The 15649-nt window shown below is 59.5% G+C and carries 13 protein-coding genes and 1 pseudogene; 3 read left to right on the top strand and 11 right to left on the bottom strand.

Features of this window, described 5'->3' with window-relative positions; genetic code table 11:
* Positions 1–9: 9 nt before the first annotated feature.
* The gene (locus QO005_RS15750; protein ID WP_307159008.1) at positions 10–981 is read left to right on the top strand and encodes a fumarylacetoacetate hydrolase family protein; all 972 of its coding nucleotides are present in this window, start codon (positions 10–12) and stop codon (positions 979–981) included.
* A gap of 216 nt (positions 982–1197) precedes the next feature.
* Here QO005_RS15750 and QO005_RS15745 read toward each other — a convergent pair whose 3' ends face one another.
* The 8 genes from QO005_RS15745 to QO005_RS15710 form a co-directional block, all read right to left on the bottom strand.
* A complete protein-coding gene (locus tag QO005_RS15745; RefSeq protein WP_307159007.1) occupies positions 1198–2979 on the bottom strand; it encodes a di-heme-cytochrome C peroxidase in 1782 nt (593 codons plus the stop codon).
* Positions 2980–3285: 306 nt separating this feature from the next.
* Positions 3286–4401 carry a hypothetical protein gene (locus QO005_RS15740; RefSeq protein WP_307159006.1) on the bottom strand — a complete coding sequence of 372 codons (1116 nt, stop codon included), beginning with the start codon at positions 4399–4401 and terminating at the stop codon, positions 3286–3288.
* A gap of 158 nt (positions 4402–4559) precedes the next feature.
* Positions 4560–6185, bottom strand: coding sequence for a hotdog family protein (locus QO005_RS15735; protein WP_307159005.1), 1626 nt, complete (start codon positions 6183–6185; stop codon positions 4560–4562).
* A gap of 301 nt (positions 6186–6486) precedes the next feature.
* A complete protein-coding gene (locus QO005_RS15730; RefSeq protein WP_307159004.1) occupies positions 6487–7623 on the bottom strand; it encodes an FAD-dependent monooxygenase in 1137 nt (378 codons plus the stop codon).
* Positions 7624–7782: 159 nt separating this feature from the next.
* Positions 7783–8778, bottom strand: a complete 996-nt coding sequence (locus QO005_RS15725) for a VOC family protein (RefSeq protein WP_307159003.1) — start codon at positions 8776–8778, stop codon at positions 7783–7785.
* 166 nt (positions 8779–8944) lie between these two features.
* Positions 8945–9745: an SDR family NAD(P)-dependent oxidoreductase gene (locus tag QO005_RS15720; protein ID WP_307159002.1), complete on the bottom strand. Its 801-nt coding sequence runs from the start codon at positions 9743–9745 to the stop codon at positions 8945–8947.
* Positions 9742–10662: a fumarylacetoacetate hydrolase family protein gene (locus QO005_RS15715; RefSeq protein WP_307159001.1), complete on the bottom strand. Its 921-nt coding sequence runs from the start codon at positions 10660–10662 to the stop codon at positions 9742–9744. The genes QO005_RS15720 and QO005_RS15715 overlap by 4 nt, the downstream gene beginning before the upstream one ends.
* 63 nt (positions 10663–10725) lie before the next feature.
* On the bottom strand, positions 10726–11682 hold the full coding sequence (locus tag QO005_RS15710) for a LysR family transcriptional regulator (protein ID WP_307159000.1): 957 nt from the start codon (positions 11680–11682) through the stop codon (positions 10726–10728).
* Between the two features lie 221 nt (positions 11683–11903).
* Here QO005_RS15710 and QO005_RS15705 point away from each other — a divergent pair, with 221 nt between their 5' ends.
* Positions 11904–12383: a VOC family protein gene (locus QO005_RS15705; protein ID WP_307158999.1), complete on the top strand. Its 480-nt coding sequence runs from the start codon at positions 11904–11906 to the stop codon at positions 12381–12383.
* Positions 12384–12484: 101 nt separating this feature from the next.
* Entirely contained in the window at positions 12485–12946 is a 462-nt protein-coding gene (locus tag QO005_RS15700; protein WP_307158998.1) for a winged helix-turn-helix transcriptional regulator, read from the top strand.
* An 80-nt stretch (positions 12947–13026) separates the two neighbouring features.
* Here the strand turns inward: QO005_RS15700 and QO005_RS15695 are convergent, their stop codons facing one another.
* The 3 genes and pseudogenes from QO005_RS15695 to QO005_RS15685 form a co-directional block, all read right to left on the bottom strand.
* On the bottom strand, positions 13027–14358 hold the full coding sequence (locus tag QO005_RS15695) for an NAD(P)/FAD-dependent oxidoreductase (protein ID WP_307158997.1): 1332 nt from the start codon (positions 14356–14358) through the stop codon (positions 13027–13029).
* Position 14359: 1 nt separating this feature from the next.
* Positions 14360–14509, bottom strand: a pseudogene (locus tag QO005_RS15690) (SDR family NAD(P)-dependent oxidoreductase); the annotation flags it as partial.
* A gap of 72 nt (positions 14510–14581) precedes the next feature.
* Entirely contained in the window at positions 14582–15262 is a 681-nt protein-coding gene (locus QO005_RS15685; RefSeq protein WP_307158996.1) for a TetR/AcrR family transcriptional regulator, read from the bottom strand.
* Positions 15263–15649: the final 387 nt, after the last annotated feature.

The raw sequence follows: 15649 nt of genomic DNA, 5'->3' as shown, positions 1-15649 counted from the left end.
GAGGAGTTCATGAAACTGGCAAGTTTGAAGGATGGCAGCCCGGATGGCAGGCTCCATATCGTCAGCCGCGACCTGACGCGGGCCATTCCCGCCCCCGGTGTCGCCACCCTGCAGCAGTTGATGGAAGACTGGGAAGCGCTCGCCCCTGCCCTGATCGAGGACTATGGGCGGCTGAATGATGGCGCCCTGGCCGAGGCCATCCCCTTCGATCCCGCCGAGGCGATGGCCCCCATGCCGCGCGCCTGGCAATGGCTCGACGGCTCCGCCTTCGATAGCCACGGCGATCTGATGGATACCGTCCTAGGCATCAAGAAGGAAAAGACCGGCCGCCCCTTGATGTATCAGGGTGTTTCCGACCGGTTCCTCGGTCCAAAGGAGATAGCAACCTTTCCATCAGAAGGCGACGATATCGATTTCGAGGGCGAATTCGGTGTGATCACCGACCGTGTGCCGCTTGGAACCGCGCCGGATGCCGCCATGCGCCACATCCGTCTGCTGGTACAGATCAATGACTGGTCGCTGCGCCGCCTTGCACCGATCGAAATGAAGACCGGCTTTGGCTGGGTGCAGGCAAAACCGCCCTGCTCCATGGCCCCGGTGGCCGTCACGCCGGACGAGTTGGGCGGTTCATGGCACGATGGCAGGATCGATCTCAATCTCGTCGTGCACTGGAACGGCAAGCAGTTCGGCGCGGCCAATGGTGCCGCGATGAGTTGCGGTTTCCATGATCTGGTGGCCCACGCCGCTTATTCGCGCCATCTCGTCGCCGGCACGGTGATCGGCTCGGGCACGGTTTCCAACAAGACCTATCGCGAGGTCGGCTCCAGTTGCATCGCCGAGCGGCGGGGCATCGAAATCATCGACCAGGGTGCTCCGAAAACCGCCTTCATGCGCTTTGGCGACACGGTGCGTATGGAAGCGCGCCTGCCGGACGGTCAGGTACTGTTCGGAGCCATCGAGCAGCAGATTGCCAAGGCCTGATAGGGCAACTCCAGACATCGTCACGCTCCCAAATCTTCGGAGCGTGACGATCACCCTGCGAAGATGCTCACGCATCCTCGCTGTGAAAAGATTTCGAATATCTCAACGGCGTCAGAGGTTTGAGATAGTCGAAAATAGAATGCGAACTGCCATTTTCAATGACTTTTCGTAGGCGGCTGTGCCTTTTGCAGTCCTCTCAAACCTGAAGACGCCGCCCTACAAGGTCTTGAGATAGGCGATGAGGGCAGCTTTCTCATCCGGCTTCAAAGCCGGACCGATCACGCCGGGTCCTGGTGTGTCGCTGAATTCGTGCCCCGCATTGCTGTTTCCCGGCTTGGAGGTATCGAACTTGAAACCACCGGATAGTTCTTCCGTCCGATAGCCCAGTTTTTCCGGGTCATACTCGCGATTGCCAAGCCAGAAGGTTTTCGGCCGGTCTTTTACCGGGGAAAGCAGGGCGTCGATGGTGGGCACCGATCCATTGTGCAGGAAGGGCGGCGTTGCCCAGATGCCATCAAGCGGTCTGGCTTTGTACTTGAGCGGCGCCTGGATTTCGTTGGGACGGTTCCCGTTCATGATGTCCCGGCGCTCCGGCGGCACAGGCGGCGTCTGGGAATCGTACCAGCGGGCCGTCGTTTTCTCTACAAGCTGGCCAAGCGCCAGACCGAAGGAATCGGTGTTGATCCCAAGTTCGGGGGGCAGTTTGACCTTCCGGTCGGCCATGCCTTGCGCTTGCGCCGGATCCGTACCGATTTCATCGATCGGGATGATGGTCATGCGAAGATAGCGTTCGCCAGCGGCATTCGCGCCCGTCCAATGCTTCTGATCCCAGAACCCCTCACTGCCAACGGGCGGCAGATGGCAGCTTTGGCAACGGCTTGCGTAGAGCGCCGCCCCTTTGTTGGCAAGCTCCGCATTGATCGGACCGAGCAGATCGGTGGGCCAGCGAGGCGCAAGCAAGCCTGTGAAGCCGGTCTCTGCGGTGGGTTGCTTGCCCGCCAACTGCTGCTCCATTTCAAAAACGCTTTCGACATTGACCGTCGATGCAAAGAGCGGCTGCTTGGGGTTGGTCAGGTTGATGAGGGCGCGCACACCCAGCGCTTCTCCGGCATTGCGCACCATGGGCTGCATGATCGAGGCGTTATACTGCACCCAGTCAAACCAGGAGGTGTTCCAGATATGCGGGTAAGCAACCGGTGCGGATTGCGCGGCGTAATTGTCCGGTTGCATAAGATCGAGCGCGAAAACCTGGTTGCCGATCCGGTTGAGCGCGTCCAGGCGGCCGAACCCTTCCTCAATGCTTTTGGCGGCGACCTTCTTGTCGAGATTGACTTCGATCTCCCCGTTGGCAAGCGCCTGTTCAAGCTGTTTCTTCAGTTGGGCCTTGGCGCTGTCGTCAGCCTCCGGCCCCAGCACCTTTGCAGCGAAGCGATCGAAACGGAAGGGCGCATAGCGGGTGAACAACAGAGCCAGTCCCGCTGCCTTGCGGAATTTTCCGAGATCGGTGAGCGCGGATCCGCCATCGATCATCACGGCGGTGCCCTTATAGGTCAGGCGGCCGGTATGACAGGCAGCACAGGTAAGGCCAATGGTCGTGAGGGCCTTGCCATTGGCCGGATTGATCCAGGGCTCAGCGTTTGTGGGATCCACGAAGTTGCCACCACGGGCAAAACCGACGGGAAGACCGGAGGAATTTCCCGTGATGAAGCCGAAACGGTCGAGATAGTCATCGGACAGGAAGGGCGGTCCCGCAGTGAGCGTGAACGTCGGCTGCTCCAAAGCTGAAAGCCATTCATAGGGCATGGAAAAGGTCACCGTGCCCTGATCGGCGTGATGCATCCACTCGCTTTGCGAAGGAGACCAGTTCTGATCGAGCCAGGTGACCTTGGCGACCTTCGGATAATCCGGCAGATCGACGCTTAACATCCGTACCAGATAATAAATGCCGGCAGCGGCCAGCACCACGATCCCGAGCAGGATCGGCCACAGTCGTCGCATCGTTTCACCCCCAAACCTTGAAAACGCCCGTTTCAACGCAGCGCAGTTTTCTCCAATCATGCGAGGTGTCGACACGGCATCCCGAACCGCTTGCGCGCCCAGCCGGTCACGCAAAGGCTGACAGATAGGCATGCGCAGGAAGCCCGGCGCGATCCCTCTGTCTCCCCAACCCCACGCCATGCAAGCATGAGATGATAAATCGCGCAAGATGTGTGACCCAGGGTGGCATTCAATTTTTGATCGGGCGCCGTGGCTGCGCGAATTTCCATGCTCTATTTTGGAACCATATGCCGCCAGTCCAATCGCTCAGAACGTCACCTTCATCCCGATTTCATAACTGTCGCCGCGCGCTGGAACCGAGGTTGACGGCGCATAAGCCCCGGACCAACCATCGCCGAGCTTGAAGCCGCTATCCCATCCCGCCAGCAGGCTGACCGACGGAGTCACGTGATATTCCATTTCCGCGGCATAGTTGTGCTGGCCATCCATGGCAACACCGAGCGCCAGTTTTTCCGTTCCGAAGTGAAGGTCGAGAATGAAATTCGTGTCCCCTTCTGCTGCGAAATAGGTGAAGCTGGCGCTTTTGAAATAGGGAATCCACTCCGGCTTCCAGGTAGCATTGATGATATGGCCGACAACCGGCGGAGACGCCGCCATGTATTGCCGTTCATAATTGAATTCCATATCGATCTCCGGCACCTTCACCGTGGCGCCAAGGCTATAGTCGCCAAGATTGGTGAAGCCGAGCCGACCGCTGATGACGCTCGTGAGGCTGTAGCTCAGAAAGCCTTCGAATTTCGGTGCGGGATCGCCCTCCAGCGTTTTCGTGTCCGCGCCGCTGTAATCGCCGTAGCGCAGGTCGGGATCATAATAGGCTTCCACGCGCAGCGGCCCGATGTCGTTATGATAGAAGAAATAGTCAGCCGCGTTGACCGATGTCGGACCGGCGGCCAGAATGACCACAGTGCCGCCCACGCAACGCCATGTGCCGGGCACCCAGGGGTGAATATTGACGGAGCCCAGATTGCCCACATCGCCATCCGTCCAGGGAAACCCCATGCCTGTACAGCGTGTATAGGTGGAATAGCCGAACTCACCCCATTCATGCAGATCGAGCGACAATTCGACATCGGCAATATCATTCACGTCTATGGGCAGTTCATGATGGTCGCTGCGCAGGTAAAGCGATCCCTTGTAGTGAAAGGTCGCTCCCTCCAGTTCCTGCTTTCCCTCAGCCTTGAGATTCAGGATTTCTGTCCACGGCCTGCCGGAATAGGTAGTATTGCCATAAGTGGCGATGATCTCACCGCTGATGGTCAGAGTATCGCTCTTTGGAAGCCCCAGAAGGTTGTTGGCATCCTCGGCTTTCGCGGCATGAGCGAAGGTCAGCGCCACGAGGGCGGCAGGCATGAGATATTTCACGATTGTTTCCCCCTCAGGAAAAAATGCAAATCCTCCCGACCGGATCGATACCGATCCGGTCCCACTGATCTTGAATGCGGAGGTTGTTCAGGCTTCTGCCTGTGATCTTCAGGAAGAGCCGCCCCCAGCTCTTCCTGAACAGGATCCATTCATCAGGCCTATTTCGCCGCCGAAAGCCTCTCCTTCGGCACGGCGGTGACATCCGGCTGTGAACGCGATGGCAATGTGACGATCGCGCTGCCTTCTTCCCAGATCTGGCCATCGAGATTCTCGATCCACCAGACCAGCTCCACCTCATGCGCGCCGTTGGTGATGCGCTTGCCGGTCACTTCGGATTTGACGAGCGCCACGTCCTTGGTCAGGCCATGCACGGAGACATGGGCACCCGCCATGCCCGGCAGATGGCCGACGAAATGCTTCGCTGCCGGATTGGGCATGACGGGCATGCCGCCCTGCCAATGGGCCCGCGGGTCCATGATCGCCCAGGAAATGGTCTTGAGCCAGCCGTCATCCCCCATCCAGTTGGTCAGGTGGCGGACGGCATAATCGCGGCCCGTAAAATTGACGAGAGCGGCACGCTTGACCTTCTCCTTATGAATCTCGGCGGTATTGACTTCGCCAGGGCGCGGCGCCGGCGGCGGTGCGCCCTTGATCACCGGCAGGGGCGGAAATTTCGGGCGCTCCAGATTGGGATCCTTCAGCCGCCAGATACCATCGACAGGATTGCGCACGAGATCGGCGAAGTTATCGCTCGCCATGATCTCCGGACGAATGCTGCGGCTGCCGCCGGATCCCATGCCCATGCCCCAGGTAGGGGTCGGACTTTCCTCGATCGGCCCGTCCAGGGTCCAGGCAGGTTTGTCGCCCACCTTCACATCTTCCCAGTAAAGCGGTGCGGCACCTTGAATATGCTCATGCGCCCAGACGGACTTTATGAAATCCCAATCCTTGTCGGTATAAACATGCTCCGGTCTCGCGGTCCAATCCGGCGCCTCCCACAATTGCGCAAAGGTCGGGTTGACGGGAGCCTTGCTGCGGTCTTTGTAGATGGACAGATGTTCCGTGACCCGGAAGGTCATGTCGGACACCTTCTGCTTCTTCTGATTGTAGATCGACGCCTGGCTCTCGATGGCGACGATCCGCCGCGTTCCGCCTGTGAGCGGCGTCAGATCAGTGACGTCCCGATGATTGATGACGATGAAGAGCCTGTCCCCCGCATAGACAGGCAGGTAATTGGTAACCGAGTGATTGAGATCGCTGACCAGCAGCTTGTCACGCGCCTCCGGAGGCCATGGCGTCATGACGGAATCGTCATGGGCTGCATAGGTCGGATAGGCAGGCACATCGCGATACCCTGCCTTTTGCGCCACCGCAGGGTCATGGCGAATGGGGTTGAGCGGATCGTATTTGTCATTCTGATAACGCAACCAGTCCGGCGTCACATCGACAATAGGGCCGAGGCCCGGCGTATCCGGCGGCAGCTTGCCCTTGACAAGCTTGTCCAAATCCAGTGGCGGACGCTCATTGATGGCCTTGTTCAGCGCCTTGTAGGCGGCCACCTTGTCCTTTTCGAAGCCGATATAGATGCCGGGTTTCAGAATCTCGAAATCCGTCCGGTCCAGCGCCCTCGGATCGAGACCCGCAGGCATGGACAAGGGGGAAACCTCGGAAAAGACCGAGGCCTGATCGATATCGTTTCTGAGCGGATCGGCCCGGACAAGCTGCGGCGCAGCAAGAAAGCTCGTCATCAAGAGACAAGCGGCCACACGGTTCTTTAAGTACATTCACTCCTCCTCCAAAAACTTCCAGAATATTTTCAAAACATAAAGTCATAAAATATATTTAGGTCATTCAATATTTAAATATTGTTTTCCCTAAAATAAGGGAAGACCACGCATACCGAGGGGCGCGATTAGCCGGTATGGAAATCGTTCTATGATAAAGTCTTTTTCTGGACCTACCGCGCTATGGACCAACGGCTGATCTTCGTACCGCCCAATACTGATACTTGGCAAAGCTTCGCCAGCAGTGGCATCGACCCCGTGGGTCGATGCCACGCATCAACGGCTAGGCCTTTGAAACCTATCAGCGATAGGGGGCTGCAATGGCCGCAATGGACTCGGCCATAAGCGACGCCTGTTGCTGTTTCGGCGCGCCGGTCATCTCCAACTCGCCGATCCTGAGCGAATTGTTGACCACAAGAGAGGTGCGCGGAATACGCCTGCTTTCAAAAGCAGCGAGCGCTTCGGAAATCGCAGCTTTCGCGGCAAGTTCCTCGCAAAGAACGATGGCGTCCTCGACGGCAGCCCCGGCACCGGAACCCAGATGCGGTGTCGTTGCATGCACCGCATCGCCGATCAGCACGACACGCCCGGTGCTCCAGCGGTCGGTCAGCAGAATGCTTTCCAGGGGACGATAGATGATCTCGGTCTGATCGTTGATCGTGTCCCGCAGCCTTGCGGCCTCGCCGCCAAACCCCGCCATCAGACCCTTGAGCAGGCCGGGAAGCTCGGCTTTTTCCCGCCATGGATTGTCCGGTACATGTTCAAGCAGATAGAGATACATCTTGTCCGGCGAACATAGTGAGAAGCCAAGCTTTACCTTGTCGCTCAGGAACATATGGCCGCATTCCCACCCTTCCGGAATGTCGAACAAGGCACGCCAGCAGGCCTGACCGGTGAAACGCGGTTTCGGCGCATCGGGAAAGATCATTGAACGGGTTTTCGAGAAAAGCCCGTCTGCGCCGATGACGAGGTCATAGCGGCCCTGGCCACCATCGGAGAACTGGACGTCGACGCCATCATCGTCCTGGGCAAGACCGGTCAGGCTCAGCCCGGTGCGAACATTGACCTCTGCGGCCTGCACGCGCGCCTTCATGATCGCATGCAGCACCGGGCGCAAGATCCCGCCTTCCGCAGGCACATCCGGGGAATAAAGGCGCGGCGAGGTGACCTTGGTCAAAACATCGCCGGACTGGCTGCACAGGATGAAGCTGTCATAACAATTGCCCTTGGCCATGATCTCTTCGGCAAGACCAAGATCGCACAGCGCCCTGAGCGTCAGCACCGAAAGGGTGATACCGGTGCCGTACACACCCCAGTTCGGATCTATATCGATGAGATCGACCTCGACCCCATGCGCCCGCAGCCGCATCGCCGCCGCCATGCCGCCGACCCCGCCGCCGACCACCAGAACCTTGTTGACCAAGGATATTTCGCTCATGAAACGCACTCCTTCCCAAATGTCCCGACCTGCCGCTTTCATGCCCCTTTCAGGGACACGCTCCTCATCGCGGGAAGATCCGACACTGCGTCTGTCTTTGCTCGCTCACCAGGCTTGAAACAGGTCACTTCTTTGCAGGCGTGCCCCTGATGGGCACGCCTATTTCCAGCCTTCCGCACCGCTGCTTTCGTTTTGCGGTACAAATTCCGGATGCAGCCTGAATTCCCATTTCTGGGCCTCTCCCAGGAATGCGGGAACCTTGTGCATCCAGGAATAGGTGCCGAACACCCGGTTCCATTCCCGCGGAATCCAGTTGTCATCGATGTAATCGCTGTCGGCGCCATATTCGGCCTCGCCACCGGCGGGGCATTCCAGATAGGAAAACAGCGCCGAGGCAATACGGTGACGGCCACTGCCCAGCGGACCGGTCGTCCAGCCCTTGCGCGTCATGTAATTGGTGCCGATCATCAGTTCATCGATGTCCTCGACGCCGAAATTGGTGTGGTGATAGATCGGATAGCCGGGCAGTGCCGGAAATTTCATGTCGATCAGGAACAGGTTGTGGTGCTCGTTGGCGCCGTCGCAGCGCAGATAGAAGCCCATGCCGACCTGTTCTTCCGACATGCGGAAATTCAGGTTGTCGCGATACCACTCATATTCCTCGCGCGGATTAGGCACGGCAAACACGGTATGGGTAATGGTTTTCGGCTTGGCGCGAATTTTCCATTTGCGCGGCGTGTTCAAACGGCTGATATGGCCGGGCGCATTGACGGGGTCCGGCGCATAGGTCACCTTCTTGCGATTGAACAGCCTCAGCGCGGATGGCAGACCGGCACCGGCGAGAAAATGCACCGTGCCGTCATTATCTACCCTGATCTCCTGACGCTTGGCCAGGCGGTCGGCCAGTTCGTCCAGGCTTTCCTGCGTATCGACACCCCAGACCACCTTCTTGACACCGGCGCCCTGATAAATGGATTTCGGCAGCACCGGATCGTCGATATGCCGCAGGATGACGTTTGAGCCCTCATCCAGCCGGTAATGGGTGTGCTCCTGATCGGCGCTTTTCTGCACCAGACCGAAATCATCGAAAAACACTGTGGACTTCGCCAGATCCTCGACGCCAAACAGCAAGGATTCTATGCCTGTAATCGCCATGATGTCATCTTTCCAAATCGATAAACATGCCGCCCGGCAAGCTGCCCGGCCGGTTAGAAGATTGCTTCAGGCGATGCCCTCCCGCCTCACATCTACTTATACAACCGACCAAACAATCTGAAAAATGGATTACCGAGATAGGATTTATCGGTGAGACCGATGGGTCTCACCACGCCGTGGCGCCACCGTCGATGGAGATGTCGGCCCCGGTGACATAACGCGCCTCGTCGGAACCGAGATAGACCGCCAGCCAGCCGATATCCTCCGGCGTTCCCAGCCGGTCGATCATCAGCTTGCTGCGCACCGCCGACATCATCGTTTCATTGCCGAGATGGCGCTCGGTTTCCTCGGTCAAGGTAAAGCCCGGGGCGATGGTATTGGCGCGAATGCCATGCCTGCCCCCCTCCATGGCCAGTTGCCGGGTCATGGAGAGCACGCCGCCTTTCCCCGCGCAATGGGCAAGCGCGGGCGAGGTGTCGAGCGCCACATGGGCATTGGCCGAGGAAAAATTGACGATCGAGCCACCTTCCGGCTTCATCAGCGGCCAGCAGGCGCGGGTGACCAGGAAAACCGTATCCAGTTCCCCGGCCAGCGTCTTTTTCCAGTCGGCAAACCGCATGTCCTCGAGCCAGGCGAAGACCACGATGGCCGCGGCATTGACCAGAATATGAACGGTTTCAAGCTTTTCCGCCGCCTCCCCTGCCAGCGAGGCGGCTCCCTCCTCCGTCGTCAGATCCGCCGCAACGACCGCCTCGAAGGACAGGCCAGCCGCCTTGGCCTCGGCCTGCAATTGCTGAAGTGCGGTTTCGTTGATGTCGCTTGCGATGACGCGTGCGCCCTGCGCGGCATAAAGCATGGCAATGCCCTTGCCGATGCCGCGCCCGGCGCCTGTGACCACGGCATGCTTGCCGCGCAGACGGTCGCCCTTCCAGGCCATTACAAGATCGGGTGTGTAGGAAAGGGTCATGCCGCCACCTGCTGGCTGAGGGTCATGGTGTTCAGCGTCTGCTGGCCAAGGCCGCTGACGGCAGTTTCAATGATATCGCCATCGCCGAGGGCCGGCAGGTCATCGAGAAGAGGCGTTCCAGCCGCACCGCAGCACAGGATATCGCCGGGGAAGAACTGGATGTCCTGCGAGAGGCGTGAAAGGCTGGCCGCCAGCGTCTCGCCGCGCCGGGCGAGGCTCGATGGAATCGTCACTTCGCCATTGACGGCAAGATTCATCTTCGCTGTCTCAATCTCGCCCGCAAAGGCTTTCGGCACGAACAGCGGACCGGTGGGCAGAAAGGACGGCTGGAATTTTCCAAGGCTCAACCGATCGTGCTTCCCCTGTAGCAGCGTCAGATCCGTCACCGTCAGATAGCCGGCAATAGCCGCCTGCGCCTCCTGGAGCGAACTTTGATAGGCAGGCTGACCGACGACGACGCCGATCTTCGCCTCGGCCACCACCTTGCCAGCGCGTCGTGGCAGCGGAATTTTCGCCTTCGGCCCGACGACCGAGGACACCAGGCGAGGCATGAAGGTCAGTTCACCCGCATCCGGCAGGCCCGTCAGTTCGGAAAGCACCTGACGGGGCGTGTCGATTGGCGCGCAAGGGGTGAGAAATTCCGAGGCGGTCAAGGCGCTGCGGAAATATTTCCCGGCCTTGGCATCGGCAAGGGCCGCCAAAGCCGCGCTCAGGGCAGCGAAATTATGGTCCCAGTTCTGCAAAAGCCCGAAAACGCTCTCCTTGCCCGTCAACGCCAGACCCAGCCGCGCGGCAAGTGGCGCAAGGGCTTCAACGGCAATGGCGGCATCATCGTCCAGCACCAGTGCGGGAAAGGCGGGACTGCCGCTTGTAGTGAACATGCCTAAAATAAACGGAATGGTTGTATCGTCTGCCATGATCCTGTCCTTCCTGAACAGCGGGGGCATTGCTGCCCTGCCGGATTGAAGTGGAGTGTGCGGTCAGCCTTCCACCGCAAGGCATTCGCCCTGCGGCACAGCCGGTTCGATGGTGTTCAAATCCGCCATGGTCCTGACCAGTTGCCGTCTGATCCACATCAGGCAATCATCGTTATCGTTGTAGCTATGCCACTGCAGGGTCTCGTGAATGGGCGGAATATCGAAGGGCGGCTTCATCAGCCTGAGGGGCATCATCCCGGCAAACACTTCCGCCAGGCGGCGATGCATCAGGGCAATACGCTCAGTGCCGACGACCAGAAACGGCAGGTTGGCATAGGTGGACGTCGATACTTCGACAATCCGGCTATTGCCGAAACGCTTGACGAACCAGCCTTCGAAATTGAGGGCGCTGAGCGTATGGGTGACCGCCGCATGCCGCATGTCCAGAAAATCCGCAAGAGACAGGTTTCCTTCCGGCACACGGCTGTTTTCTGTCCAGACGATTGCCCGGTAATCGTCGGAAAACAACAATTCGCTGGGATGATCCGGCGAAAGATAAATGTCCGGCATGGCCAGAAAATCCACGTCTCCGCGCTCCAGCGCCCCGCGCGGATCTTCAGAAGGCGGCAGGATCAGGAAGCTCAGCTCCGGCGCCATGGCCTTGATTTCACGTAGCGCGCCCGACAGGGCCACGATGGCCATATAATCGGAGGCGATGATCTTGATCTCGCGGCGAATGGTGGCCGGATCGAAATCGGGCCGCTTGATGACCGTGCCCTCCACCTGCATCAGCACGTTGCGCACGGCAGGCAGAAGTTCGCAGGCGCGCGGCGTCATGACCATGCCGCGCCCCATCTGCACCAGAAGATCGTCGTTGAAAAATTCCCGCAGGCGGGTCAGCGCACCGCTTGTCGCCGATTGGCTGAGACACAGCTTGTCTGCGGCCCGCGACACGTTGCGTTCCGTCAACAGACAGTCGAGCGTGACCAGCAGGTTGAGATCCAGTCCCTTGAAACGCATGGTTTCCTCCCCCTCACCAGGCCGCCGATGGCTCCTCCTCCATCGGCGATGGTCCAAGTTATTGTTTTGAAACATGTCCGGAGAAAATTGCCAAAACACCTTTTCCGGAAACGCTTTAACCGATTGTTTTACGGCACAACATTTCGCCGATCAAGATTGACGACAGCACACTTTCGCTATTTAATTGGTCGACCAATCAAAAAATGTCAATGGAGGAAGGAATGAATGAGCCACTGCTTGCGGAAGCAACCGCGCATCATGTCTGCATCAGCGTCGGTGACCGGGACGCCGCCGCGCAATGGTGGCATAAACTGTTCGGCTTTGAGCAGGAATTCACTTTCGATATTCCCCATATCGGCGCCAAGGGCGCCTTTCTTCGCAAGGGTGCCTTCCGGCTGGAAGTCTTTGAGATCGAAGGTGCGGAACCGGCTCCGGCGAGCCGTTGGGCACCCAATACGGATCTCAGGGTCCAGGGCGTCAAACACCTGTGCTTTGCCGTAGATGACGTGCAGGCGGCGCTCGAAAAAGTGCATGGCGCGGGTGTGGCGATCGCCGGGGTGGCGCGAGGCGTCGGCAAACCCATGCTTGCGGAAACCGATCCAGCGCTGAAGGAGGGCATGGCGCCAGCCACGGCCTTTTTCCTGACCGACCCCTGGGGATGCCTTGTGGAGGTGTTGCGGCGAACCGATTTTGCCGCCTGATCCACCGGGTGCGTCCGGCCCGGACGACGGTGGGGTCCCTTGACTCCCGGAAATTTCCGGGTGCTTCTGGCGCATCTGAACGCCATGAATGCAGCAAGCCCATGACCTCACCTTCCTTTACCGCACTGATCGATCATTTGCGCAAGACAGACGCGACTTTCGATGCCGCCCCTCTGACGGCTCTGGCCGAGGACATGGCCGCCGGGGGACACGAGCGCGACGATCCAGTGCGTGAAATCATGGCCCGTCTTGGGGATCGCTGGAGCGCGCTTTTGCTGCTGGTGCTGGCCACCGGGGAATATCGCCATGCCGCCCTCAAGCGGGTCGTCTCGGTGATGTCCGCCGAAAAAACCATCTCGCAGCGCATGTTGACACTCAGGCTGCGCGCTCTGGAGCGGGACGGCATGGTCGACCGCCTCATCCTGCCCACCGTCCCCCCCGCAGTCTCCTACAGGCTGACCCCGCTTGGCCAATCGCTGGTCGGGAAATTGCAGGGGATGATCCAATGGATCAAGGATAATGACAGCGAGATTCAGACGGCGCGGCGGCGGTTTTCAACGTGAAAGACTGTCCGCCTTCCCGACGACAGAGGCCTGCCGTATGCGCCGGTAACAGGCGGCGCGAAGCCGCCTGTCACACAGTTTCAAAAGCCGCTGATCAACTCGATCTTCGAGCCATCGGAGAAGCGGCTGAACCGGAAAGCGCGTCGGTCGACGATCGGGTTGCGGCCCGTGACGATATCGGCCATCAGCCGTCCCGCAGCCGGGCCGATACCGAAGCCATGACCGGAAAACCCGGTGGCGACATGGAAACCGGGGATCGCCTCAACGGCATCGATCACGGGAACCGCATCCGGCGTCACATCGATCATCCCACCCCAGCGCTGGGCGATCTCGGCCTTGCGGAACACCGGAAAGGCTTCGGACAGACGTCTTAGCGCCGCATCCGACATCGCCTTGGAAGGAATGGGATCGAGAACGCGGTTGTATTCGAAAGGCGAGGCTTCATCGAGCGCCCAGCGGCGGGGCATGCGGGCCTCATCGAAGAACCGTCCCGCAAGCCGGAAGCGCAACGAGCGCCATTCATGCGAAAAGGCCGGCATGAATTTCCTGGCATAGCGGAACGAGGCCGGAACGATATCCACGATGTTCTGGTGGCCGTCGGCGATGGTATAGCCGCCGTCTGCACGCTTGCGCAGCGCAAAGCCTTTTGCCCAGATCGCCTCTTCCGGCCCGCCCTCCAGCGGTTTGGTGCGCAGCACGGAATTCAGGACCTTCAACTGCGGCAGATCGAGGCCGTTATTGCCCATGAACAGGCTCGACCAGGCCCCGCCCGCCAGCACCACTGACGAGCAGGCGATCTCGCCACGCTCGGTGACGACGCCCGATATCCGTCCACCGGACAACTGTAGGCCACGCACCGCGCATTCGGTGAGGATATGAGCACCGCGGTCCCGGGCCGCTTCGGCAATCGCCGGGGCAGCCTTTTGCGGTTCGGCGCGGCAATCACCCGCCGTATAAAGAGCTCCGGCGATCTTCATGTTGTTGCCGGGATATCTGGCGTTGAACTCGGCCGCGCTCAGCATGCGGCTTTCGATCTGATAACCCTCGAGATTGCGGTTCCAACGCTCATGTTCGTCGAACTGCTTTTCATCCGCGCAGGTAAAGACGATGCCCGAGCGCTTGAAGCCGGTCTCGCGGCCAGTGCGGCGGTTGAGATCGGCCCAGATCCGCAGCGATTCCGCCATCAGCGGCACTTCCCGAGGGTCGCGGCGAGAAATGCGCACCCAGCCCCAGTTGCGGCTGGATTGTTCGTGGCCGATGCCTCCCTTTTCGCAGAGCGCAACCCTCAGGCCACCATCGGCCAGTTCGAGCGCCGTCGAGGTTCCGATGATCCCGCCGCCGATGACCACGACATCCACCTGTTTCGGCAGTTCGGTATCGCCATGGACGGGAACGACAAAAGGACCGGGCATGTCAGTAAAACTCCTCGAGTTGGCAATTCACGGCGAATTCGGCGACGGAAGCCTCGTTTGGCAAAGAAAGCAGCATGGCAATGATGCCGGCGAGATCGCCCGGCTATGTCAGCGCGGCCGCGATGTCGGTCGCGACAAAGCCGGGACAAACGAAAGCAAGAGAGGCGAGCGTCTGTCTGGTTCCATGTGAACCTGACAGACGCTCGCATTCACGATGGCACTCTCATGCATTTTCAAGCGCATGAAGACCGGCCAGGCTAAAGGTCAGAAGCAATCTGTAGGCGGTGGAAAGGTCGGTACTGGAAAAACGGCCGGCAGAAAGCGCGTCGAGACGGCGGTTTTTCGAGACGGTCTGCAACATCAGCACCAGCACCATCGAAAAGCCGCGCAACAGGGTTTCTTCTTTCATGGCGGGCATGAGCGCCTGTAGCCGCCGGATGAACAGATTGGCCGTCTCGTCGAAATTCTCGTTGATGTAGGGAACCCAGCGATCACTGGTGGCAAGATTGGCCAAGAGCAGCAGATAGGCCTGCCAGCCCTCGTCTTCGCTCTGCATCTGTTCGAAGAGCGGCCGCATGAAGGCATCCAGCAGGCTTTCCACCGTCACGCTTCCTGCCGCGTCGAGGGCGGCAAGCCGCGCGCGGCGGATCTCGTTCAGCGTTTCGGCACGACGGGCCACGATGGCGGAAAACAGGTTTTCCTTGGTTTTGAAGTGATAGCTGACCAGCGCCAGCGTCACGCCGGCGGCGTTGGTGATATCGCGCAGCGATACCGTATCGAAAGAGTGATTGCCGAACAGCAATTCGGCGGCGGCGATGATTTTTTCGCGGGTTTGGTCGCCATTGGCGCGGGTTTGCAGCGTCGCGCCATCCTTTTCCACGCCTGCCTTGCCTCTGCGCACCATGCTTCACTCTCCTTTGCCTGCCGGTCCGGCTGTGCAGGGTAAAACCCACGCCCGGCAATGTTTTTCGGCCAGTATCCCATTGTCCCCGGGAAACCCCGGGGCTGTTAGCCCCCATCCGCCTCGCCCGCGCCAATGCGGGCATGATAGGCTCCCGGCGGCCTTGCAGGTTCAGGAGGCTCCGGGACAGTGAGATATCGATGAAACCGATAGATGCTTACCGGTTTGACGATTTTACCGTAATTGGTTGAGTGTATAAACAAGTAGGAACGATAAGCAAGCGCTGATCCACGGGGAAGGAGGTCTCTGCGGAGAAAAGGCTCTTGTCGTCAGCCGATGCCGCCGCAATGCCTGCCCGGATGCCCATGCCGGGACGATTGTTGCAGCGCA

The organism is Allorhizobium paknamense (assembly GCF_030815125.1).
Taxonomy (GTDB): domain Bacteria; phylum Pseudomonadota; class Alphaproteobacteria; order Rhizobiales; family Rhizobiaceae; genus Allorhizobium; species Allorhizobium paknamense.
This window is presented reverse-complemented; position numbering and strand designations above follow the sequence as displayed.